This window comes from Duganella sp. Leaf61, assembly GCF_001421905.1.
GTDB classification, from domain to species: domain Bacteria; phylum Pseudomonadota; class Gammaproteobacteria; order Burkholderiales; family Burkholderiaceae_D; genus Rugamonas; species Rugamonas zoogloeoides.
Window position 1 is genome coordinate 1 of record NZ_LMLM01000006.1, and the last position, 21,563, is coordinate 21,563.

16 protein-coding genes, 1 tRNA gene and 3 pseudogenes are annotated in these 21,563 nt (G+C 60.7%); 9 read left to right on the forward strand and 11 right to left on the reverse strand.

Translation table 11 applies throughout. The annotated features are described in order from the left end of the window. A partial coding sequence (locus ASF04_RS26605; protein ID WP_156368535.1) for an IS3 family transposase occupies positions 1-93 on the forward strand: 93 nt, incomplete at its 5' end. A 56-nt stretch (positions 94-149) separates the two neighbouring features. Here ASF04_RS26605 and ASF04_RS07525 read toward each other — a convergent pair. Both ASF04_RS07525 and ASF04_RS07530 read right to left on the reverse strand, forming a co-directional pair. After that, positions 150-736 (reverse strand): annotated as a pseudogene (locus ASF04_RS07525) (transposase); the annotation flags it as partial. 84 nt (positions 737-820) lie between these two features. Further along, complete coding sequence (locus ASF04_RS07530; protein WP_056139718.1) at positions 821-1,723, reverse strand: AraC family transcriptional regulator; 903 nt, start codon at positions 1,721-1,723, stop codon at positions 821-823. A gap of 191 nt (positions 1,724-1,914) precedes the next feature. Here ASF04_RS07530 and ASF04_RS07535 point away from each other — a divergent pair, with 191 nt between their 5' ends. From ASF04_RS07535 to ASF04_RS07550, 4 genes and pseudogenes are all read left to right on the forward strand, one after another. Next, on the forward strand, positions 1,915-3,039 hold the full coding sequence (locus tag ASF04_RS07535) for a zinc-binding alcohol dehydrogenase family protein (protein ID WP_056139585.1): 1,125 nt from the start codon (positions 1,915-1,917) through the stop codon (positions 3,037-3,039). Between the two features lie 4 nt (positions 3,040-3,043). After that, positions 3,044-4,129, forward strand: a complete 1,086-nt coding sequence (locus ASF04_RS07540) for an MBL fold metallo-hydrolase (RefSeq protein WP_082488615.1) — start codon at positions 3,044-3,046, stop codon at positions 4,127-4,129. 32 nt (positions 4,130-4,161) lie between these two features. Continuing rightward, a complete protein-coding gene (locus ASF04_RS07545) occupies positions 4,162-4,803 on the forward strand; it encodes a DUF2306 domain-containing protein (protein WP_056139588.1) in 642 nt (213 codons plus the stop codon). 435 nt (positions 4,804-5,238) lie between these two features. Next, positions 5,239-5,761, forward strand: a pseudogene (locus ASF04_RS07550) (IS3 family transposase); the annotation flags it as partial. A 100-nt stretch (positions 5,762-5,861) separates the two neighbouring features. On the opposite strand, the gene ASF04_RS07555 reads toward ASF04_RS07550, so the two are convergent. Further along, on the reverse strand, positions 5,862-12,440 hold the full coding sequence (locus ASF04_RS07555; RefSeq protein WP_056139590.1) for a hypothetical protein: 6,579 nt from the start codon (positions 12,438-12,440) through the stop codon (positions 5,862-5,864). A 265-nt stretch (positions 12,441-12,705) separates the two neighbouring features. On the opposite strand from ASF04_RS07555, the pseudogene ASF04_RS28095 reads away from it, so the two are divergent. Then, positions 12,706-12,789: pseudogene (locus ASF04_RS28095) on the forward strand (helix-turn-helix domain-containing protein); the annotation flags it as partial. A gap of 81 nt (positions 12,790-12,870) precedes the next feature. Here ASF04_RS28095 and ASF04_RS27390 read toward each other — a convergent pair. The 3 genes from ASF04_RS27390 to ASF04_RS07570 all read right to left on the reverse strand — a co-directional run bounded on the left by ASF04_RS27390 (position 12,871) and on the right by ASF04_RS07570 (position 14,311). After that, entirely contained in the window at positions 12,871-13,563 is a 693-nt protein-coding gene (locus ASF04_RS27390; RefSeq protein WP_156368568.1) for a hypothetical protein, read from the reverse strand. A 164-nt stretch (positions 13,564-13,727) separates the two neighbouring features. Then, positions 13,728-13,812 (reverse strand) — tRNA-Leu (locus tag ASF04_RS07565). A gap of 67 nt (positions 13,813-13,879) precedes the next feature. Continuing rightward, the gene (locus ASF04_RS07570; protein ID WP_056139594.1) at positions 13,880-14,311 is read right to left on the reverse strand and encodes a hypothetical protein; all 432 of its coding nucleotides are present in this window, start codon (positions 14,309-14,311) and stop codon (positions 13,880-13,882) included. A 121-nt stretch (positions 14,312-14,432) separates the two neighbouring features. Here ASF04_RS07570 and ASF04_RS07575 point away from each other — a divergent pair, with 121 nt between their 5' ends. Beyond that, entirely contained in the window at positions 14,433-15,185 is a 753-nt protein-coding gene (locus tag ASF04_RS07575) for a LexA family transcriptional regulator (RefSeq protein WP_056139596.1), read from the forward strand. Positions 15,186-15,188: 3 nt separating this feature from the next. Continuing rightward, the gene (locus tag ASF04_RS07580; protein WP_056139597.1) at positions 15,189-15,470 is read left to right on the forward strand and encodes a hypothetical protein; all 282 of its coding nucleotides are present in this window, start codon (positions 15,189-15,191) and stop codon (positions 15,468-15,470) included. 22 nt (positions 15,471-15,492) lie between these two features. Here ASF04_RS07580 and ASF04_RS07585 read toward each other — a convergent pair whose 3' ends face one another. From ASF04_RS07585 to ASF04_RS07600, 4 genes are all read right to left on the reverse strand, one after another. Further along, a complete protein-coding gene (locus ASF04_RS07585; protein ID WP_056139600.1) occupies positions 15,493-16,878 on the reverse strand; it encodes a multicopper oxidase family protein in 1,386 nt (461 codons plus the stop codon). Then, the gene (locus tag ASF04_RS07590; protein WP_056139602.1) at positions 16,875-18,281 is read right to left on the reverse strand and encodes a TolC family protein; all 1,407 of its coding nucleotides are present in this window, start codon (positions 18,279-18,281) and stop codon (positions 16,875-16,877) included. The genes ASF04_RS07585 and ASF04_RS07590 overlap by 4 nt, the downstream gene beginning before the upstream one ends. Before the next feature lie 122 nt (positions 18,282-18,403). Further along, the gene (locus ASF04_RS07595; RefSeq protein WP_056139604.1) at positions 18,404-18,811 is read right to left on the reverse strand and encodes a hypothetical protein; all 408 of its coding nucleotides are present in this window, start codon (positions 18,809-18,811) and stop codon (positions 18,404-18,406) included. A 50-nt stretch (positions 18,812-18,861) separates the two neighbouring features. Further along, positions 18,862-19,101, reverse strand: coding sequence for a hypothetical protein (locus tag ASF04_RS07600; RefSeq protein ID WP_040377908.1), 240 nt, complete (start codon positions 19,099-19,101; stop codon positions 18,862-18,864). A gap of 129 nt (positions 19,102-19,230) precedes the next feature. Here ASF04_RS07600 and ASF04_RS07605 point away from each other — a divergent pair, with 129 nt between their 5' ends. Next, on the forward strand, positions 19,231-20,082 hold the full coding sequence (locus ASF04_RS07605; RefSeq protein WP_056139606.1) for an MBL fold metallo-hydrolase: 852 nt from the start codon (positions 19,231-19,233) through the stop codon (positions 20,080-20,082). On the opposite strand, the gene ASF04_RS07610 is transcribed toward ASF04_RS07605, so the two are convergent. Then, positions 20,083-21,525 carry a M20/M25/M40 family metallo-hydrolase gene (locus tag ASF04_RS07610; RefSeq protein ID WP_056139608.1) on the reverse strand — a complete coding sequence of 481 codons (1,443 nt, stop codon included), beginning with the start codon at positions 21,523-21,525 and terminating at the stop codon, positions 20,083-20,085. It lies immediately after the preceding gene. Between the last annotated feature and the right edge of the window lie 38 nt (positions 21,526-21,563).

The window sequence follows — 21,563 nt, forward strand, 5'->3', positions numbered from 1 at the left end:
TACATTCGCTGGTACAACGAAAAGCGCATCAAGAGCTCTCTTGGCTATCTGAGTCCGATCGAGTATCGTGAAAGCTTGGGTTTAACGATGTAAACCAGTCCAAGAAAAGGTCCGCATCCCCCCTGTATCAGTTTACAACCGCTGCTGACACGGTTGACCAGAGCGCCTGCACGACGATAGCCATACGTCGGCAATGCGGTGATCTCGGCGCGCACTGCGTCAACCAGGATCGCGTCAGCAGGTTGGTGAAACGTCTGTATGGTGCGGCCATCGACCCAGTCGGCGGGCCGAACAATTAATTGCGAAACGTGTGAGCGCGCTACGCCAAGGGCAGAACAAACCGGCTTCACTGGTCGTCCTTGCCTGACAAGGGCGAGCGCGCAATCCACTTTTTTTCGCGAGCGAACTCGACGGCCTCCTTGAGAATTTCCGCCTCCATCGTCTTCTTGCCGAGCATGCGCTGCAGTTGAGCGATCTGGGCGCGTGCTGCTGCCAGTTCGCTCGCCGGCACAACCGACTCGCCGGCCGTGACCGCAGTCAGGGCACCTTCGCGCTCAAGTTTGCGCCAGTTGAACAACTGACTTGCCCCCACGCCGTGCTTGCGCGCTACCAGCGACACGTTCATGCCTGGCTCGTACGTCTCGCGCACCAGTGCCGCCTTTTCCTCGGCTGACCAGCGCCTGCGACGCTCCTCGCTCACTGTCACCACTTCGATTGTTTGCTTGTTCCTAGTCATATGCACAGTCCTATTCCTATCCGTAAGAATAACGCATAGGCTGTGTCCGGGGAATCAGGGGGCTATCTCACAGTACAAATAACGTCATGCCGCCTGGGTCACTCTCCTGGGTGACAAACCCACTGTGCGCTTGAACGCCGCACCGAAAGCACTGTCGGATTCATATCCAAGCGATTTTGCGACACCGCTGATGGTGGCGCCTTTGACCGCCAGCCGCTCGCAGGCAAGCAGCATCCGCCATCTTGTGACGTACGCCATTGGCGACTCCCCTACCGTCTGGGCAAACCGCGCAGCAAATGCGGAGCGCGACATGCACGCAGCGTCTGCAAGCCGAGCAACTGTCCAGAGGCGTCCAGGATCGGCGTGAATGGCGCTGAGCGCGGCACTGAGCTTGCTGTCCTGCAGTGCGTACAACCAGGTGGGTTGGCCCGGCTCTGCAGCCTTGAGGTGATGCCGCAATGCCTCGATCAGCAGGGCCTGGGCAAAATGGCTGGCCATCAGTTGCCCACCCGGCTGCGGATACCGCAGCTCTTCCATCAAGCGGGCAATCGACTGCCGAAGTGACGCCCCCGCGCTGGAAGTAACGTGCAAAACCCGTGGCAGCATGGCCAGCAGCGCACCAGCATGTGTATTTCCAAAACCAAAGTAACCACCAAGTCCGGCACAATCGATGTCAGTTCCGATGCGCGCCACGTTGCCCGGACCGACCACGGTCAAGGCCTCGCCAACATCGACCGCCGGCACTGCCGGATCGCTGCAGAGCGAAAAAGCCGTTCCGCCTGACACCATTACAACATCGCCCTGCTGCAACTGGCGCTGGCCAATTGGCGCCGCGCCATACAGCCAGCAACGGCCGAGAGTGATGGCGAAGCACTTGAGCGAGCCGTCCGCCGGATAGTGCAGCGACCAGTCGCCTCCTGCCTCCAACCCGCGAAAAGCGTAATCGGATGGCCTTAGCAGTGACAATACATCGGACAAGGGATCCATGAGGCAGGCGCAGACGGTTAAACGACACATGATACCCGTTCGAGTTGGCGGCCGGCACCATCTGAAACGCACCAGGCAAATCTGTCGCGATCCTTCCATGCTGGACGAATGCGATGAATTATGCGACTTTGCAGCATTGTTCATCTGCTGTTGCCTGCCTAGAATCGGTGCTCGTCCATCCGGAGATCACTATGCAAGACAACATCAACAGCGCCCTGTGGCTGCCTGCCAAGGGGGCAGCGTTCATAGCAGGGCCTGCGCCTTACACCGCGCCGCAACGCCAGGAAGTCGTGGTCCGCACGCGCGCCGTCGCACTCAACCCCTTTGATCGCCACGTCCAAACCATCGGCGCCCTCGCCTGTCCGTGGCTGACGTATCCGATGGTGGTCGGCCACGATGTCGCTGGCGACGTGGTCGAGGTCGGTGAAGCGGTGACCCGCTTCAAGCCCGGCGACCGCGTGCTGGGCCTGGCTGGCGGTGTCGACAAGGGGCGCAACCGCTCCGCCGAAGGTGCTTTTCAAACCCATGTCGTCCTGCTCGAACACATGATGACGCATTTGCCTTCCGGCCTGAGCTACGAGCAGGCAAGCGTGCTGCCGCTGGGACTATCGACGGCGGCCTGCGCCCTGTTTCAGGACGATGTCCTGGCCTTGGCACGGCCGCAGCTGGCACCGCAGCGCCGCGACGAAACCGTCATCGTCTGGGGCGGCTCGACCAGCGTCGGGCTCAACGCCATCCAGCTCGCTGTTGCAGCCGGCTATGAGGTGCTGACCACCTGCTCGCCCGCTAATTTTGGCCTGGTCCGGGCTTTGGGTGCGCGCCATGCGTTCGACTACCGTAGCGACACTGTCGTGTCAGATCTTACCAGCGCGCTTGGAAAGTCGCGCTGTGTCGGTGCCGTGGCGATCGGTACCGGCTCAGCGCCGTCCTGTCTCGATGCGGTGGTCGCAGCAGGAGGCCGGCGCGCGGTTGCGGTGATCACGCCACCAACCTCGTTCGACGGCATCCCGGTCGGTCGTGGGCGCTTGCGCAAGCTATTACCGGTTCTGACCAATAACGCTATTGGCATACTGAAGTTGAAATGGAGGGCGTACCGACTTGGTGTCGCAGCACCGTTCGTCTGGGGCACTTCGCTCATCCATAATCAGGTAGGCCCGATGATTTTCCAGGATTATCTTCCCGGAGCGCTGGCGCACGGCGCATTCAAGCCTAGTCCTGCTTGCCAGGTCGCAGGGCACGGCTTGGAGGCCATTCCTGCAGCCATGGCAGTGCACGCTGCCGGCGTGTCTGCCGTGAAGCTGGTCGTGACGCTTTGACGCCATGCACACAAAAAATTTATTGCTCAATATGCTAGGTGTACAGTTGCTGGCAGGCTGTGCGTTCACCGGCATCACGGTCGCGCAGTCGCCTTATGCAGCGTCGGCCCAGTACGCCGATGGCGTTTTCCACAACCAGGAAATTTTTCCCTCACCGACCGGCGCCGGCACTTGGCTGGCAGGGCTACGCGCGCTATTGCGTGCCAAGGTCGACACGGTACCGACGACGCCAATACCCGTGCGACGCCTGTCGGCGCAGGCTCTGAACGAACTGAGCGACAATGCCAACCACCTGATCCGGCTTGGCCATTCATCACTGCTGCTCAAGCTGCAAGGCAGATACTGGCTGGTCGACCCAGTCCTGAGCGAGCGCGCGTCGCCCGTGCGCTTTGCGGGCCCGCGCCGTTACAGCGTGCCGCCGCTGCAGCTGGAGCAGTTGCCCGCTATAGAAGGCGTGGTCATTTCACACGACCATTATGATCATCTGGATGCCCGCACGATGGCTTTCCTTGCTACCCGAGCGCGGCGTTACCTGGTGCCGCTCGGTGTCAAGCCACGCCTGGTACGCATGGGCGTGCCCTCAGAACTGATCACAGAACTGGACTGGTGGCAATCGACCGAACTCGACGGGCTGGTTATCACTGCAACGCCGGCGCAACACTTCTCCGGCCGGAGCCCATGGGATACCAATCGCACCCTGTGGGCGTCCTGGGTATTTGAATCGGCCGGCCAGCGCATTTTTTTCAGTGGCGATTCGGGGTACTTTGGTGGGTTCCGCCAAATTGGCGAGCGCTTTGGCAGCTTTGACGCCATCTGCGTTGAAAACGGCGCGTACGATGCCGCCTGGCCCACCATGCACATGCGGCCGGAACAAAGTGTGCAGGCTTTTCGTGACTTGCGCGGGAAAATGCTGATCCCGATTCACAACAGCACATTCGATCTTGCCTTTCATGCCTGGAGGGCGCCGCTCGACGCGATCGCCCAACTAGCGCAGGAGCAAGGCATCGCATTGGCAACACCTGAATTGGGCGAGCCAGTAACGGTCGGACAGTCCAGAGACAACGTGCGCTGGTGGGAGTCGAGCAAGTGAGCGGGTCTATTCACTATTTGAGGGGAATCCGCATGAAGTCAAGCTGGAACGCGACACCGGGAACGACGCTGTTGAAGGCGGTTCAATATGGCGCCATCGCGGTCGCCGTGCTGGTCGCGCTGGTCTCGTACAGGTATCTGGCGACGCTCAAGCTGGCGCCGCCGAACGTGCTCGCCAACCGCTATGTCGAGCCCTGGATCGTGGTCCATGCAAGCGCCGCTGCTACCGCCTTGCTGCTGGGGTGGTTGCAATTTTCGGGCAATGTCCGCAAACATTATCCCCGGCTTCACCGCTGGAGCGGACGCATTTACGTCTTCAGTTGCGTTGTCGGCGGCGCCTCTGCGCTGGTCCTGTCGGCAGGGGTTTCGACTGGTCCCTTGGCCGTGGCCGGCTTCGGCCTGCTTGGAACGGTGTGGATCTACGTTAGCTTGCAGGGCTGGTTGACGGCCCTCTCGCGCAATTTCTCAGGCCATCGGCGCTGGATGATACGCTCATACGCGTTGACCTTTGCAGCAGTGACACTGCGCATCTACCTGCCGTTGTCACAGATCATCGGCGTCGATTTCAACACGGCCTATACGGCTATCGCATGGCTGGCATGGGTTCCGAATCTGCTCGTTGCCGAGGTCTATATTCGGCGCGCGGTGCACTCTACTGCGACGGTGGGCATCTGATACGGCATTGATCGCGGCAGGTTGATCACCGCAGCCGTCAGCCGCTTGCAGGCGCAGCGTTCATGTGACGTCAACAGGGCACTGGTGACTACACTGAACAGGTGATCTGCGCGTACTGCAGCACTCGGCTGCTCGCGCGCCCAGGTCTGCGCTGCGATCAGCGAGAAGTGATCGGCATCGTCGATATCCTGGCGCGCTTTGCCTTGGCCTGCGCGGGTGAGCAGCAAGGCACGTGCCGCGCCAAAGTCACGCAGGACAAGTGAGGCGCGGATTCAAGATACGCGATAGCACGCATCATCAGCCCTGGCACCACTCGATGGCAGTGGATAAAGATATAGCGCCGGCAGAGGCTAAGCCAAACTATCACAAGCAGTTGAACGGGCCTTTTCGGCCTGCCCTATACTAACCAGCCTCCTTCAAACCCGGGGCGATTCACAGCGCCAGTTCGACGTCGAAGAACCGAATCGAGTCTGGGTAACGGATATCACATACATCCGTACCTACGAAGGTTGGCTCTATCTGGCCGTGATGTTGGACCTGTTTTCGCGGCAGGTAGTTGGTTGGTCGATGGTCCGCGCCTCGATCGCGAGGTGGCGATGAACACGCTCCTGATGGCTGTCTGGCGTCGGCGGCCCAAGAATACGGTGATGGTACATTCCGATAGGGCAGCCAGTTCAGCAGCTACGACTGGCGCGACTTCTTGGACGAGCACAACCTGCAACAGAGCATGAGCCGACGCGGGAATTGTCATGACAACGCCGTAGCCGAAAGCTTCCTTCATCTCTTGAAACGAGAGCGAATCAGGCGAAAGACATACGGCACCAGGGATGAAGCAAAGCAGGATGTCTTCGATTACATCGAGATGTTTTACAATCCAAAGCGCCGGCACAGCTTCAGCAGTGACTTGTCGCCGGTCGAATATGAAAAACAGTATTTCCAGCGGCTTGCGAGTGTCTAGAAAACTCGTGGCAATTCAATTCCTACTCTGTACCCATTCAGAATAATGGACCTACAAAAAACCTCTTTCAGTGTGAGGGAGAGCCGAGGAGGCAGCCCCATTATTCGGACCATAGTCGTTCGATGACGATTCGATACTCCTCCTCGTCAATCGGCGGATATGTGCGCCGCGCCAGCCACTCATCGGGCAGGCCTGCGATCGCGCGGAATCGCGGATAGAGATCACGCCGTCGATGTGGGTCGAGCGATCCAAGCGCATCCTTGGCCTGTCGAGAAAGGCCACGCGGAGACCAAACCTGGCCACGTTCGTCGATGACGACCACCAGCGACCGATGGGTGAAGGCGCTGGTATCGCCGGCACGTCCGCTAGACTTGCCTTGATGGTATTTCTGAAGCATGAGCACGACGACAAGACTGCGCTCTGATGTATTAAGAAGAGAAAGTAACGTGTCCCGGCTGACGAACAAGCGGTATCCAGTCTTACTCCAAGCATAGTCACCGCGTCCGCCTTCCGCCCCCCAGGCTTCGGCGCGATAGGCTGATTTTCCGTCGACCGACCAACGTCGGCTCACCGGATCATCTGCGACAGTCCCAAGCAGGTCTCTCGCCCACTCTGACGGGAAAGGCCTATTCAGTGCAGTGGATGCACCATACGGATCATGCCGATCGAGCTGCGGTTCGGCGTCAGGTGTTTTTGCCGTCCATGCCTGAACCGTATGACCATGGTCTCCAAAATGATGGGAAATCTCATTTGCATCGTCTGGCAACCATCTGAAAAAGACTTCGCTTGACAATACGGCCATCACTACCGCACGTGCATCAGTTGCATTCGCTAATACGCTTTGAAGCGTGACAGTCGTATCTCCCCCGATTGTCCAACGCCCTGTAACCGGGAGCCAATCGGTCTTTAACTTGCTCTCCAATATACCGAGCAATGGTGCTAGCAAATTTCTGTCCGCACGGCCAGTGCCTTTTTCACCGCTTTCCGGCATTGGCATGTCTGCCTCACTGGTAAGGTCGAGCGGAAAGGGATCGGTGAGATCGGAAAGCCAAAGCCCATCATCTCTGGATAGCCTGTATTCCTTAAGAAACGCGGCCCAAGCATCACCACGCCAGTCCTCGCCGACGACCGCCCTTGATGCAAGCAGCTCACCAGCAACAAGCATGAGCGCATGCCATCCGAGATATCCCCCATACCGATCTCGGTCCGGCACATATCCCGACGACCAAGATGTGTCATCGGTAGCGCTACGTGGACAATCGTACATTCCTCGGACAGTTCCGTCCCAACGCCGCACCCATGCGTTAATGCGGTCTTCCACCTCCCAACTTGGGCATGCGAAAACTTGGCACAAGCGTTCGATCTGATATTTGTTGAAATCATAGTCCAGATGAAAACTATCCTCTGACCGCGACGAAGTGTCTGGCCTCGGGATATATCGAAACTCGCGATGATCGGGTTTAGCAGCCGATGGGAAGGGCGATTGATTTGAGAGACCGAGCTTGGCCAATAGCGCATCGCGCGCGTCTGGAACCAGGGCATGTGCGAGCTCGCGAAGTATGTCAATTGCGAATGCACGCATTACGACGTGCGGAAATTCAGCGGACAATGCGATCCGTTCAAAGAACTCGCGATGGGGGACAAATGCGGCAGGAGCGTCTTTCGCCACGCGCGCAAGCGCTATCAGTAACCAAAGCTGCGCATGCATTCGGTAGAATGGCAGCTTCGCATCGCCGAAGGGCAAACTCGAATTGGCGCCAAAGCGCTCGATCAGTCGATCAATAACATCCCGCCGTCCAGCGGCCACGAGTCGCCGAACCACATGGCCTGCGCGCCAGCGCATTGCTGCGACGGGATGACCGAGTCTTGCCCAGACAAGCCCGGCCACAAATGTTGCTTCTTCTGGCGGAACGGCAAAGCTCTCGGCCCACGGTCCATCCCCAACTTCGGGCGGCAACTTTTCATCGGTGCTCACCAAAAACCGTTCTAGACCCTTCGCAATAGCGCTGGCACTCACGTCAGGAGCTAGTTTTGCTGCGAGTGCGAGCCAGGCATTACCACCAAGATTGGCCGCGGTGCCACGGAGCGCCGCAACAACGTGCTCGACAATGCTAGCGCGGTCAGCATGAAAATGTCGCTCCAGCCCACGCCAGCCGCCCCACGCGCCGATGCTTGAATTGGCAAGTTCGTCGGCGTGCTTGCTGGCGAGACGTAGCGCCAAGCCAGGCAGAGCATCACGCATCGCTGCCGACAAACCACCCCACTCCTCCAAATAGTCTTCCAGTGCCTGGACCTTTTCGGCAAGCGTGGCCGCTGCTGTTTCAACGACCGCCCGGACGAACGCCAGGCGGTCGGAGGGCGAGTTTGCGCGCTTGGCCAAATCGTTCAGTGTTCGAGCAGGCCAGCGCCGGCCCGACTGATCAATCTTCTCATTGAGGATCTGACGATCAATGTCGTCAGCGTCAGTGATGTCAACCGGGAAGACGGGTTGCGGCTCCTCCGCGACTGACGAAGGCATGAATCTTTGCGATTCGGATTTCGGGCCAAGGCGAGCCAACAGACCCTTGATTCTTGTTCGAGCATGCGAGGCAGCAGGAAGACTACGCTCAGCAAGTTCATGCAGCCGTTCAGTCGTTTCCCGGCCAGGCGATAATTGATCTTCACGATCGATCTCTTGGAGAAGAAGATCAAAGAACCACTCCCTTCGCTGTTGAGGTAGAAGTCGAATGACCTCTGACGCGAAGTCCGAGACGTTCCAGGTCCACGTTTCGACCGGTGCAGCCATGCCAAATAGAGCGACGGCGGCTTCAACTGAAAGCTTCGAGTCACGAACAAGAACAGTTAGCGCCGGGCCGAGTGACAGTCCGAGCCGGGCAGCGTCACGATCGTCCAGTCGCGCCAGCATTGCCAACGTCGTTCTACCGGCAATTGGCACCATCGTTTTCGCGAATTCAATCCAAGGGAATTTCCCGTCGTCGTGCTGATTCAATTCAAGAATACGGGCCAGGGTGTGCGCCGCGACCGGAGGAAACTCAGGCCCCGAATAGTGCCCGGTCAGCTCCAGCAGATGGTTGGTACGATCGAAGTCATCTGATCCAATTGCCTCAGCAAGATCGAGCGCACGGCGAAAATAGGCAGCGGCCTCCTCCGAGCTCACGCGCCAAGTTGCGCGAGCGAGATCACCATAGGACGAGATTCTGGTTCCGACATCAGTATCGAGTCGGATCTTGCGGTCGAGGTCGTTGGCCAGAAAAAGCGCAGCATCATGGCATTCGGAGAACCGAGATAGTCGAGCAACCACACTGATTAGTTCCGGTGTAAAAAGGCCCGGTGCACTCGCCGCCCATTCGACCATACGCTTCGCAAGCGTGGCGTTCAGCGCACCCAATGTGTCAGCCAGGTCAAAAATCGCGCGAAAGCCGCTTTGGGCGAGATACGCCTTCCCATCCCGATACGGATAGTTAGACGCCTGCTCGACATCTTGAACATATCGGTGGAATGCCGCAGCTACCATTTCGTCTCGGGCTTTTCCATTGGGTGGACGGATGATGTCGGCGACGTCCTGGGCAAGCCTTAACATCGGCAAGATCCGGCTAACAAACGTACGGGAGTAGTCCGATCGCGTTTTCTCGTCGAGATCACCCCGCCTCTTCCGTCGGTGCCGAGATCCGTCGAACTTCGGAGCCGCCAGCTTCTGGTTAAGCGCCCGGCTGAAAGCCGCGCCCCCTCGGGTTCGAGCGCCTGCCGGGACCATTCCGATGAACTCCGCCGGCGCTATGTCTATCAGGGATGCTTTCTTCCGGCTCAAAGCGGCACGAACACCAGCAGCCAGTATGGTCACATGGATTCTTCGTTCACTCGGAAACTGATTGGCATAGTCATATACGCTTGGCGATGTCAGTCCAGTTCCTTCGAGGATGCTTCCTGCCTCTTTCTCCATTCCGAACTCTATTGCTTGCACAGATGCCAGCACGCATGCCCTCTCCATGCCGTCGCTTTTCCCTTTCGCAGGAGCTGCGGCGGCGAGTGCCGCGACAAGTCTTTTAGCGTGGGATGGGGTGCGGCCGACGAATGGAAGCGCTGCGGCGTAGAGTGAACGAGAAGGCAATTGGCAACGCAATAGCCTCATCGCGATGCGCGTCTTCGGCGGATGGGACGAGTGTTGGTGTCGATCCAGAAGATCAAACAAGTCCTGAAACTTATTGAAGGCCACACCGTCGTCTCGCCGGGCAAAGAACTCCGCAACGCGCACGTCGTTGCCCGCCAACATCTCAACATATGCAAAGCCAATATCGTCCCATTGCCCTGCGGTGCTTGAGTCGATAAAACGCGCACTGCGTTTGGTATGCGCGGCCCAATTGTACCAATCAATCGATCGCCTAGCATGCCGACGTGCCTCCTCCAGATCACCCGCGAAGGCGCTCGCAAGCGCAAGCGAAGCGTGCTTCCCGCCTGGCCAGCCAACATTGGTCAAGGCAAGCCGCCGCAAGGCTTCGGGGTCACCCGCAACAGCGGTGAGATCAGGATGCTCGTAGAGAAAGCGATCGGACCGCTCATGTCCTGCTGCCACCAGCGACGCCTCCAACAGCAGGCGCAAAAGGTCGTCGCGCCGGTTCAACTGTCCCGCCATTGCGATCGCAGCGGTGATCCGTGATAAACGAATGTCGCGCGCGCTTACCTGTGAGGCGCGTCGGGGAACACGCAGATCATATGCCAATTGAATGAGCTGATCGGCATCGCGTAGTGACGTGAGCAACGCGGGCAGTGCCCGAGCTGCATAGTTTGAAGTGAGCTGACGTTCTTGGAGTATGGCAATAATGCGATCCTGTCCCGCTTGGTCCGTTCCGTAGCTGGATCGAATCAGGGTCTCGGTCGGTTCATCTCGGAACATCAGGCCGTGGGGTGTTCGCTCAAGCAAAGGTGCGAGGTCGGCCGCGAAACTTTCAACCTGCTCCGCGATCAAGCCGTGTGCCGCAGCCAGCTCTTCGATAGGAACCGGCGGAGCCAGCAAGGCGATACCCGTGAGCAGGAGATCAATGTCCGCATCGCTTGCACCGCGAGCGCGTGCAGTTTCGCGCGCCTCAGCAAAGCGCTGGCGAAGCAGCACGTTGAGCAAATCTTGCGACTCTCCGGGGGCGTCAGGGAACGACACGGGATCGAACGGCCGCCCAGTCGTAATCAGGTTATCCAGACAACGTGGGTTGCGACCTGAGCGGGTCTGCAAAGCGGCGATCTCGGCTGCAGAAGCATTCGGTACGCGCCGCTCAACAAGGGAACGTACTTCCGCGTCAGTGAACAGTGGAATGGTGAAAGTACGGTGCGAAGCATCGCCTGTTGCCAACGTAAGCCGTTCAGTTCGGCACGATGCGACAATACGAACTCCATCGATCGGATCGACACTGATGCTACGAATTAGAAGGTGTGCGAATGATGATGTAGCGGTATCCCGCGCGGCAAGTCCCGCGTGGTCAATAGCGTCGAGCACTAGCGAAACACATGCATCGTTGCGAGTTCGCCGAGCTGTCTCCACCGATTGGGCGAGGCGTCGGCGGAATGCCTTCATCAAGCTCGTTATGTCAGCCACTGGCAACAATATGTCGCACAGGCCCTGGCCGGCCATGAGATTGGCCAGGTGGACAAGTGTTCGCTCCGGAAGATGCCGGCCATCAGCAGGATCCCGCCAGCGACCGGCGCCGAAACCATCGAAAAGCACCACAGGGCCATCGGCTCGCAACCGGTCGGCGAGCCCTTGCATCAATACGGTCTTTCCCATTCCGCCTGCAGCATGGACAACGAGCGGAAGACCGGTTTGACGGGCGAGGTTTGCAATCTCGTCAAGAGCGTCGCGTTGAATGACGACCTCAACCTCTGGAAAAGCATCAGGCGTGGGATACAGCCGATCCTCGTGCTCCACGTCCAACTCAGCCAAAACCGCGACCCGATCGATTCGCTTGTCCGTCTCGCTACCGGGACCGGCCTTGATCCGGATGAGATTACGCAACTTGAGCAAGCGCTTCTCGGCATCCGGGTCGCCAGGTTCGCTCCATGCAGCTAGCGTTGTTGAAATCGCGCGCTCAGCCTCAGTTAGGCTCCCCTTGCTGCCGACCAGCGCTAATCGTCGTAGCAGGTCGGCAAACGGGTGGGGATAGTCTTTGAGGGCTTGGGCGATCTGACCGGCTTGGCGGTCAGTATCGCCCGTTTCTTGCGTACCCGCGACGACCGCTGAAATCGCCCGAGTTAGATTCTCGTGGATGGGCCTGTTCGTCGCAAATTCATAACGGACAACAGCGAGAATGTGATCATCGCCGTGGGTTGCCCTGAGTTCAACGTCAGTCGCAGCGAACTTGCTAAGTGTTGATACCAGGTCAGCAGCTCGAACTGCCTTGGCGGCGCTCGCGATTGAATACTTGAACTGGACTACCGCAACTCGATGCGCCCGCGCAACATCGGTGGCGCCGTGATATCGAACAAGATCAGCAATCTCGACCGCGCCAGTTCCCAAATCTTGCTCGTCCTGTTCGTCGAACCCCTCAAGCGTGATCGCTGAAAGGTCGGTCGACGGCGGTAGGAGTTCGAGAGCGGTCCGAGCGGCCCAAGCTTCATGGAAGGCATGGCCAGCCTTTGATGCTCGAACTTTGTCAATTTCTATCGGCGTTGTGCCGGTGTCGTCTTCACTCATAATTGGCTTATTTACTTTCGTTACCTGACCAAAGCACGGGGATCCAGAATATTCGGAGTCTTCATTATAATTTTCAGATTAGACGACTTTCGGGCAATCTTCGCATCATAACAAGGCTGTTGATTTGCAGCAAAATCTGACCCACTTCACTCCATAATTTGCAAACGGATCTGCCCCACGTTTAAGACACAATCCTGTTCACGACATTGAGCGGGGAATTGGAGTGATCGACGTGGCACTACTAGGCATTATTTGACGCGGGCACATTCGAGACCAGGTCTTATTGAGAGAGATCGCGAGGCGTTTGGGCATCTCGCGAAATACAGTACGGCGCCACCTTCGCTCGGAAAGGCGTCCGTATCACCGCCACAAATTGCTTGTCCATCCGGACAGCGCTCGGGAAAACGCAGCCCGAATGCGTCGCTATTGATCAACGCCTGCACCGTGCCCACCACGCCCGCCCAGACCGTGGGGGAATCAACTGCTCGGTGCGTGTGCGTGCGAACAGGAAAGCCACTGCAACCGCACCGCTCTTCGAATTCACCGGCGCTTCGTCGAATCCCAGCGCGACGCAAATGCGCTCGATTTCATCTGCGCTGATGCGCCGGTCGCGCGGTTCGGATCCTTTCGGTCGGCGCACGTCGGTGGTGGGACTTTTTACCATCCAACCCCACTCGCGCCGCGCGCTTGTAAAGACATGCGAGAGTAGATTGAGCTCACGAATGACAGACGCGCCTTTGACCTTGTCCTCGAAACGCGCGGCAGCGGTTCCCCGAAGTCGAAGATCGCGCCACTGGCCGATAACATCCGAAGTTATATCAGCAAGAAGCATGTCTCCCAAGCGCTTGCCGGCCACCACGTGACCAGCGATGGCGGCGAGCCGGTGGCGCTCCATGCGATGCCCTCGTTTATGCAACGAGACCTCTTTCAGATAGCGCTCGAATGCTTCATCCACCGTCTTCCTTGCAGCTAGGGGTTGAGTTACGCCAGATCGGATTTCACTCTCGCGTTCTGCCGCCCATGCCACGGCCTCAGCCTTGGTGGAGAACGTCTTCGTATCCCGGACACCGTGCACTGATACGGCTACACGCCACCGCTTTCCGGATTTGCTATAACTTGCCATGGCAACCTCCTTGTGTAAAACGTGTGTAAATTTTGTGTAAAGCGTAGCAGAAAACAGTGGTTTTTAAGGGTCATAAGTTGGCTATGGCGCAAAGCAAAAAACGCCATAAACCCTTGAAATTCAAGAGCTTATGGCGTTTTATGATGTACCGCTAAAATTCGGGCTGGTGCTCCGAGCCGGAATCGAACCGGCACGCCTTACGGCGGGAGATTTTAAGTCTCCAGTGTCTACCAATTTCACCATCGGAGCAGCGCAGCGCAATATTATGACACAAGCGGGGCGCTCCTGCCATACCGACAACACCGTCTCCCGGCACTCACCCACGCCGCACCTCACGCACCACCTCCGCAGCATCATGTACCAGCTCGCCGATGTCCTTGCCGCGCCGCCGCTCCAGCCACAGCACGATGGCGCCCAGCCCCCACCAGGCGGGCAGGCCGGCCAGTACCAATACCGGGCATGCCACCGCCACCACGCCCAGCATCGCTGGTGCGCCATACAGCACAGCCAGCACCCTGGCCGAGTCGAACAAGGTGGGCCACCAGCTATGCAGCGCCACCAGCAGCAGTGGTCCGAGCAAGGCGGCGGTACAGATTGAGCACGCAAAGCGCACCAGCGCTTCGCGCCGCGTGCGCGGCCATTTGAAGAGGAAAGTGAGCGCGGTGGCGGCTGCGCCAGCGGCAATGGGCAGCGTCAGGAGTTGAGCCAATGCGCCGGCGCTGAACGGGGTTATGTCGGGAACGGGCATGATGGCTCTTTCTTGATGTTTGATGAAATGTCGGTGAAGACAAATTGAATAATAGCACCGCTATTACATAAATCAATAGCAAAGCTCGTCAGATGTGCAACAACGTGCTAAACTTCCTTTCATGAAACCTGAATCGACATCCCTCGCCCCCTGGCAACTGGACGACGCTGCGCGGCTCAAGGCGCTGCTGGCTGCGCGTGAGCCGAAGATCTCGCAGGCGGAATTCGGCCTGCAGTTCGACATCGGCTCGCAAGGCATGGTGTGGCAATACGTGGCGGGCCGGCGGCCGCTCAACATCAAGGCCGCTACCGCCTTTGCGCGTGGCCTGGCGGTGCCGGTCGATGCGTTCAGCCCCACCATTGCGGCGCAGATTGCCGAGGCTTCGCGCTCGGTGGCGGGCATCGACATGCCCGAGGCGCAGCCGGTAACCGACGATGATGACCTGGCGCCGCCATCGGTGCCGATCGAGCTGGTGTCGTTGCACCTTCAAGCGGGCATCGACGGCATCGAGACGGTGCCGCTGTACGAAGAAAATGGCCAGCACCATGTGCCGCGCCAGTGGCTCGAAGAAAACGACCTGTCGCCGCGCGCGCTGCTGGCCATCAAGATCAAGGGCGACAGCATGCAGCCGCTGATGTACGAAGGCGATATCGTGGTGATTAACACGGGGGACAAGGCGCGCAAGGCAGGTGGCGTGTTCGCCATGAATTACAACGGCCAGGCCGTGATCAAACGCCTGGTGTACCAGCGCCGCGAGTGGTTCCTGGCGTCGGAAAATCCGGCGTTCCGCCCAGAGCCGTGCAAGGGCGCGGACTGCATCGTGATCGGGCGCATCGTGCGTTTCGATGCGCGCAATTTCCGCGACCGGCTGTAACCGTTGGAACTGACCGCCGCCGTCCTCACCATCCGGCAGCTCACACTGGCAGTGATCCTGGTGCCGCCGGACAGCACTTATCCTGCGCCGGGCGCGCGCCTGGTCGCCGAGGCCCAGCGCGTATTCCCCACGCTACCGATCCTGCTGGTGGCGCCGCGCATGGGCGGCTTCTCGCGCACGTACGCGCATTTCGATGTGACAAATCTGGTCGATCATATCGATACCGACCGTATCGCATGGCGCCGCTACAGCGCCCTGCCCGACAGCAGTCCCCTGCCCTTCTGAGAGGCCGGGGACCGGTCATCTTTTAATGATGATGCTGGTGGCCGCCGCCATCACGCTTGATATTCAAGGCATCCGCCGCCGGCTTGGGCGCAGACCCTTCCGGCATGCCGGGCGCGCGCGGCGCCGGCGGGGTTTCACCGGTCCACTCGTAGGCGACCGTGCCTTTCGGGTGCTGGTACCAGCCGGGGTCCTTGTAATCGTTGCGCGCCAGGCCTTCGCGCACCTTGAGGGTCGTGAACATGCCGCCCATTTCCAGGCCGCCGAACGGGCCGTCGCCGCTCATCATCGGCAGCGTGTTTTCCGGCAGCGGCATGCGCATGTCGCCCATCGAGCCGCCCTTGTCGCCCATGACCATGTAGCCCGGCACCAGCTTGTTGATCTTCGCGGCCACGCCCTTGTGATCGACGCCGATCATGGTGGGCACGTCGTGGCCCATGGCATTCATCGTATGGTGCGACTTGTGACAGTGGAAGGCCCAGTCGCCGGGAGCGTCGGCGACGAATTCGATCGCGCGCATCTGGCCCACGGCGATGTCGGTCGTCACCTCGGGCCAGCGCGCCGATGGCTTGACCCAGCCGCCGTCGGTGCCGGTCACCTCAAAGGTGTGGCCGTGCATATGGATCGGGTGGTTGGTCATGGTGAGGTTACCCACGCGTACCCGCACCCGGTCATCCTTGCGCACGACCATCGGGTCGATGCCGGGGAAGGCGCGGCTGTTGAAGGTCCACAAATTAAAGTCCGTCATGGTGTTGATCTTGGGCGTGTAGCTGCCCGGCTCGATGTCGTAGGCGCTGATCAGGAACACGAAGTCGCGGTCCACCGCGTGCTGTTTCGGATTCTTCGGATGGGTGATCCAGAAGCCCATCATCCCCATCGCCATCTGCGCCATCTCGTCCGCGTGCGGGTGGTACATGAAAGTGCCGGCATTGCGCGCCACGAATTCATAAACGAAGGTTTTACCGGGCTTGATGCCCGGCTGGGTGAGGCCCGTCACGCCATCCATGCCGTTGGGCAGCAGCTGGCCGTGCCAGTGCACGCTGGTGTGCTCGGGCAGCTTATTTGTGACGAAGATCCGCACGCGGTCGCCCTCCACCACTTCGATGGTCGGGCCCGGACTCTGGCCGTTGTAGCCCCACAGGTTGGCGGTCATGCCGGGGGCGATTTCGCGCACCACCGGCTCGGCCACCAGGTGGAATTCCTTGACGCCGTCCTTCATGCGCCACGGCAGGGTCCACCCGTTGAGCGTGACCACCGGGTTGTACGGGCGGCCATTGGGGGGCGCGAGCGGCGGCGCGGTGGCCGACGACGATTGCACCGGCGCTTCGGGCAGCGAGGCCGCGCCGGCCTTGGTCACCATGCCGGCGCCAATCAGGGCGGCGCCGCTCAGGAACGTTCTGCGGGTGGTCATGGTTGGTCTCCTTGCTTCAATTCTTGGTGGATGGTTTGCGCCGGCAGGCGGCCGCCGAGTGCGGCCTCCAGGTTGGCCTGGGCGGTCCAGAAGTCCTGCTGGGCGGCGATGTAGCCGCGCACCGCGCTGGCCTGTTCGCGGGCGTCGGCCAGCAGTTCGAACACGCTCATCAGCATGCCGTTGTAGCGCAGCAGGGTTTCGTCGGCCAGCTTTTTACGGGCCGGCAGCACCTGGTCGCGGTAGTGGCGCGCCAGGTCGTACGAGGCGCGGTAATCGGCATAGCTTTCGCGCGCTTCGCTGCGGGCGTTCACTGCGGTCTGCGCCAGCATGTTTGCGGCCTGCATATAGGTCGCTTCGGCCCTGGCAACGCGAGTGGAACCCCAGTCGAACAGCGGGATTTCCAGCGCAATCTCGTAGCCCCGGGTGTTGGTCGCCCCTTCGCTGTTGGCTACCAGGCCCAGGTCGAGCACATTGATGAAGCGCGTGGTCTTGGTCAGCCCCAGCGTGCTGGCGGTGTGCGCCACATCGAGCTTGGCGGCCTGGATGTCGAGCCGCTCGTTGACCGCAACCTGTTCGATGTCAGCCAGTTCGGATGGCGCCGCCGGCAGATCGGGCAAGTGGCCCGGCAGTTTATAGGCCGCTTGCGCGCCGGCGAGTCCCATCAAACGGGTGAGCTTTTCGCGCGCCATCACGGCGCCCTTGCGGGCCGCATTGACGTCGGCGATGGTCTGGGCGTGATAGGCCTGTTCGCGCGCCACGTCCATGGCGCTCCAGTTGCCGGCGTCGCGCATGCGCTGCGCCAGTTCCGCGCTGGCCTGGGCCGATGCTTCCACCTGCTGCGCATAGTCGGCGCTCTGGCTTGCTGCAACTGCCGCCACCCAGGCGCGGCGTGTTTCCGCCGCCACCCGCACCGCTTCGTTCGCGACCAGCAGCTTGCTTTGCTCGTAGCGGCGCCCTTCGATCCGGCCGGCCATCGGCGCGGTGAGGATGCCGAGCAGGTTAAAGGTCAGCGTGCGTTCGATTTCCAGCGCGCCACCACCGTGGCTGCGCTTGAAATCGAGTACCGGGTTTTGCAGGCGCCCCGCCTGCACCAGGTCCGCCTCGGCGATGCCTAGCGACCAGTAGGTCGCTTGCAGGCCACGGTTGTTGAGCATCGCGATGTGCACGGCGTCGTTGGCGGTCAGCGGTTGCGCCAGTTTCTGGTCGATCACGGCGGCCAGCGCGCGGCCATCGTCGTCATTCTGCGGCAGGCGGCCGGCCACGCTGGCCGGTGCACCGGTGCGCTGTTCGCTGACGGCGGCGGCGGCCTTGAAGCCACCGTCGCCGGACAGCGACGCGCAGCCGGACAGCAGCAGCGCCGCCGCCATGGCAATCGCGCCGCCAGGTTTATGCAGACAAGTCATGTCTTACACCTCGATTTTATAAATTGTATGAATAGTATGCGCGCAGAGGTTCCGGGCAGGATCTGTCGCGGCAATATCAGGGATGGCGCAGGCCGTGGACGGACCTGTCGCGGGAAAGCGGCTTATGCCTGAGGGGGACGTTCGGGGTGGGCCAGATCGACCGCAGGGAGGTAGTCGGCGTAGAACGCGACGGCGTTCGAGACGGCCGGCAGCACCGGCACGGGCAGCAGATCGGCCAGCACCGGGGCGCCCGCAACGCAGCAGGCGGAGCCGCCGCACTTGGCGCTGCCGTGGGTGTGGCCGGCGTGAGAAGACGCGTTATCGGAAGATTGCGCGGCGTGTTCGGCGTGTGACTGTTGCAGCGCTGCCATCATGGCCGCGTGATCGTGGGGACCGGCGGGCATGACCATGTGCGCGGTCGCCGGCACCTTGGCGGGCAGGCAGGCCATCATCGCGGCCGCAGCATAGCCCTGGCAAGGAAGCGCCAGCAGCATGCAGTACACGATGAGGGAACGGAAGAAGACGGTCATGCGGCCATGTTATCACACGAGGTGCTCTTCCCGCATGGCCGCCACTATCGTCAGGCCAGGCGCACCAGTGGATTGGCGATGATGTTGTCGATCTGGCGGATGGCTTCTTCGCAGGCGGCGGTGATGGCGTCGTCTTCGGTATCGCGCACGAACTGCATGGTGGCGCCCTCGAATACTTCCACGCCGTCGGCGTTGGCGCGCTCGATGTCGCAGCTGGCCGTGAATTTGTTGTCGCTGGTCGGCAGGACGGTGGGAACAATTTCCCAGCCCTTGTAGTGAATCTTGTCCATGGGTGGCTCCTATTGATGGCTATGCAGACTATCATGAAGGCCGCGCCGCCTTGCGCACGGATGGCCTGGGAAACATCAAAAAACGTTCCAGGTCTTTCCCTGATATGAAATTTTATTATAATGCCCGCCATGAATCCACAGATCAAAGCGTTCTTCGACGCGGCCACCGGCACCGTCACCTATGTCGTCCACGCAGGCGCTGGCAGCGACTGCGCCATCATCGATTCGGTGCTCGACTACGATCCCAGGTCGGGCCGCACGTCCACTACCTCGGCCGACGCCGTGATTGCGTTCGTGCGCATGCAGCGCCTCAAGCCGGTGTGGCTGCTGGAAACCCATGCCCACGCCGACCACCTGTCGGCGGCGCCCTACCTGAAGCAGGAACTGGGCGGCCGCATCGCCATCGGCAGCCATATCGCCGAAGTGCAGCAGGCGTTCGCGCGGGTGTTTCCGCAAGCGCCGGGCGTGCGCCGCGAGTTCGACCACCTGATCGAACCGGACGAGGTATTGACCATCGGCGCGCTGGAATTGCAGGCGCTGCACGTGCCCGGCCACACGCCGGCCGACCTGGCGTACCGGATCGGCGACGCGGTATTCGTGGGCGACACCATGTTCATGCCGGACGTGGGTTCGGCGCGCTGCGATTTTCCCGGCGGCTGCGCGGCCACGCTGTACCGGTCGGTGCGGCGCCTGCTGGCGCTGCCGCCGGCAACGCGGCTGTTCATGTGCCACGACTACCCGCCGGCCGGGCGCGATGCGGCGTGGGAAACCACGGTAGCCGAACAGCGGGCGCACAATATTCACATCCACGACGGCGTGACGGAAGAGCAGTTCGTGGAAATGCGCACCCGGCGCGATGCGACGCTGGACATGCCGGTGCTGATCCTGCCGGCGATCCAGGTCAATATCAGCGCCGGGCAGTTGCCCGACGCCGAGGAGAACGGCGTGCGGTACCTGAAGATACCGCTCAATTCCTTCTGATTACTGCGGCACCACCGTGCGGCCGATGTTCTCGTCCATGTTGGCGAGGTACCAGGTCAGCGACGTCATGACCGCCACCTGGCGTTTCAGGTCCAGCGGATTGACCTTGTCGAGCGTGTCGGCCGCAGTGTGGTGGTAGTTGAAGTAGTTGGTGAAGTCTACCAGCGGCTGGAACGACGGCACGCCGGCGCGCTCGAGCGGCATGATGTCGGCGCCGCCAGCCACGTCGCGGCGATCAAATACGCCGGCGCCGATCTGGTCCAGCGATTTTTGCAGCGGCGCAAAATACTTCACCATCGACGGCCGCACGCTGCCCATGAAGCCGAACGGACGGCCGGCGCCGTTGTCCGATTCAATGGCGGCAAAGTGCTGCTCCACCTTTTCCTTGTTTAATTCAAAGTAACCCTTGCCGCCACGGGTGCCGTTTTCCTCGTTCATCCAGGCGATCACGCGGATGGTGCGGCGCGGTTGCAGCTTGAGTTTTTTCAGCGTGTCGATTACCGCCATGGCCGCTGCCACGCCAGCGCCATCGTCATGCGCGCCGGTGGCCAGGTCCCACGAATCGAGGTGGCCGGAGACGATCACCACTTCTTCCGGCTTGTCGGTGCCGGGGAAGTCGGCGATGACGTTGTAGCTGTCGGCGTCAGGCAGGTTTTGCGGCGTGAGCGTCAGGTGCATCTTGACCGCGCCGCGCTTGAGCAGGCGCGAAATCAGCATCGCGTCTTCCGCCGTCACGGCGGCGGCAGGAATCCGTTTGCCGTCCACCAGACCGGTGTTGCCGGTGTGAGTGAGGCGGAAGTCGGCGCCGCCCACCGAGCGCACCAGCGCACCCACCGCGCCCAGCTCCTGCGCCACGCGCGGGCCGTTGCCACGGTAGTTGGAGCCGCGTCCATAGGCCTTGCCGGCCTGGCCGCCCTTGGCCATTTCGTCGTCGAACGCCACGTCGAACAGCACGATGCTGCCCTTTACTTCCGCCTTGCGGGCATTGAGTTCGTCGAAATCGCGCACCACGATCACCGGCGCGGTCAGGCCGGCAGCCGGCGTGGCGCCCGAACCGCCCAGTGCCGACAGCACGACTTTTTGCGTGATGCCCGACGGCCGGCCGGCGTAATCGACCAGTTGCGCCTTTTCCTCGCCGCGCACCCAGTGCGGCACCTTGACCGGCTGCAGCGTGACCTTGGCGCCGATCTTGCGCATGGCGTCGGCCACCTGCTCCACGGCGGCAGCGGCGCCGGCGGAACCGGACAGGCGCGGGCCAATCAAATCGGTCATGTCGGCCAGGCGCTCGTAGGCCCAGTCCTCCTTCATCGCACTGTCACGGATTTGCGCCAGGGTGGCGGGATCGTTGGCCGGCGCCGCCCATGCGGTGGCGGAAGCGCAGGCCGAAGCAATCAACAGGCTGCTGGCGAGGATGGTCAGTTTCGATGCGGAGACGGATTTCATGCGGGCCCTGTAAAAAGTGAATGGATTGCAAGTTAATA

Excerpts from the sequence above, each read along its gene's own strand:
- ASF04_RS07570 (WP_056139594.1), bottom strand. The coding sequence starts at position 14,311 with ATGCCCGTTCCCGACATAACCCCGTTCAGCGCCGGCGCATTGGCTCAA.
- ASF04_RS27390 (WP_156368568.1), bottom strand. The coding sequence starts at position 13,563 with ATGGCAAGTTATAGCAAATCCGGAAAGCGGTGGCGTGTAGCCGTATCA.
- ASF04_RS07610 (WP_056139608.1), bottom strand. The coding sequence starts at position 21,525 with ATGAAATCCGTCTCCGCATCGAAACTGACCATCCTCGCCAGCAGCCTG.
- ASF04_RS07545 (WP_056139588.1), top strand. The coding sequence starts at position 4,162 with ATGAAGTCAAGCTGGAACGCGACACCGGGAACGACGCTGTTGAAGGCG.
- ASF04_RS07535 (WP_056139585.1), top strand. The coding sequence starts at position 1,915 with ATGCAAGACAACATCAACAGCGCCCTGTGGCTGCCTGCCAAGGGGGCA.
- ASF04_RS07590 (WP_056139602.1), bottom strand. The coding sequence starts at position 18,281 with ATGACTTGTCTGCATAAACCTGGCGGCGCGATTGCCATGGCGGCGGCG.
- ASF04_RS07530 (WP_056139718.1), bottom strand. The coding sequence starts at position 1,723 with ATGGATCCCTTGTCCGATGTATTGTCACTGCTAAGGCCATCCGATTAC.
- ASF04_RS07585 (WP_056139600.1), bottom strand. The coding sequence starts at position 16,878 with ATGACCACCCGCAGAACGTTCCTGAGCGGCGCCGCCCTGATTGGCGCC.
- ASF04_RS07540 (WP_082488615.1), top strand. The coding sequence starts at position 3,044 with ATGCACACAAAAAATTTATTGCTCAATATGCTAGGTGTACAGTTGCTG.
- ASF04_RS07600 (WP_040377908.1), bottom strand. The coding sequence starts at position 19,101 with ATGGACAAGATTCACTACAAGGGCTGGGAAATTGTTCCCACCGTCCTG.
- ASF04_RS07595 (WP_056139604.1), bottom strand. The coding sequence starts at position 18,811 with ATGACCGTCTTCTTCCGTTCCCTCATCGTGTACTGCATGCTGCTGGCG.
- ASF04_RS07575 (WP_056139596.1), top strand. The coding sequence starts at position 14,433 with ATGAAACCTGAATCGACATCCCTCGCCCCCTGGCAACTGGACGACGCT.
- ASF04_RS07605 (WP_056139606.1), top strand. The coding sequence starts at position 19,231 with ATGAATCCACAGATCAAAGCGTTCTTCGACGCGGCCACCGGCACCGTC.
- ASF04_RS07555 (WP_056139590.1), bottom strand. The coding sequence starts at position 12,440 with ATGAGTGAAGACGACACCGGCACAACGCCGATAGAAATTGACAAAGTT.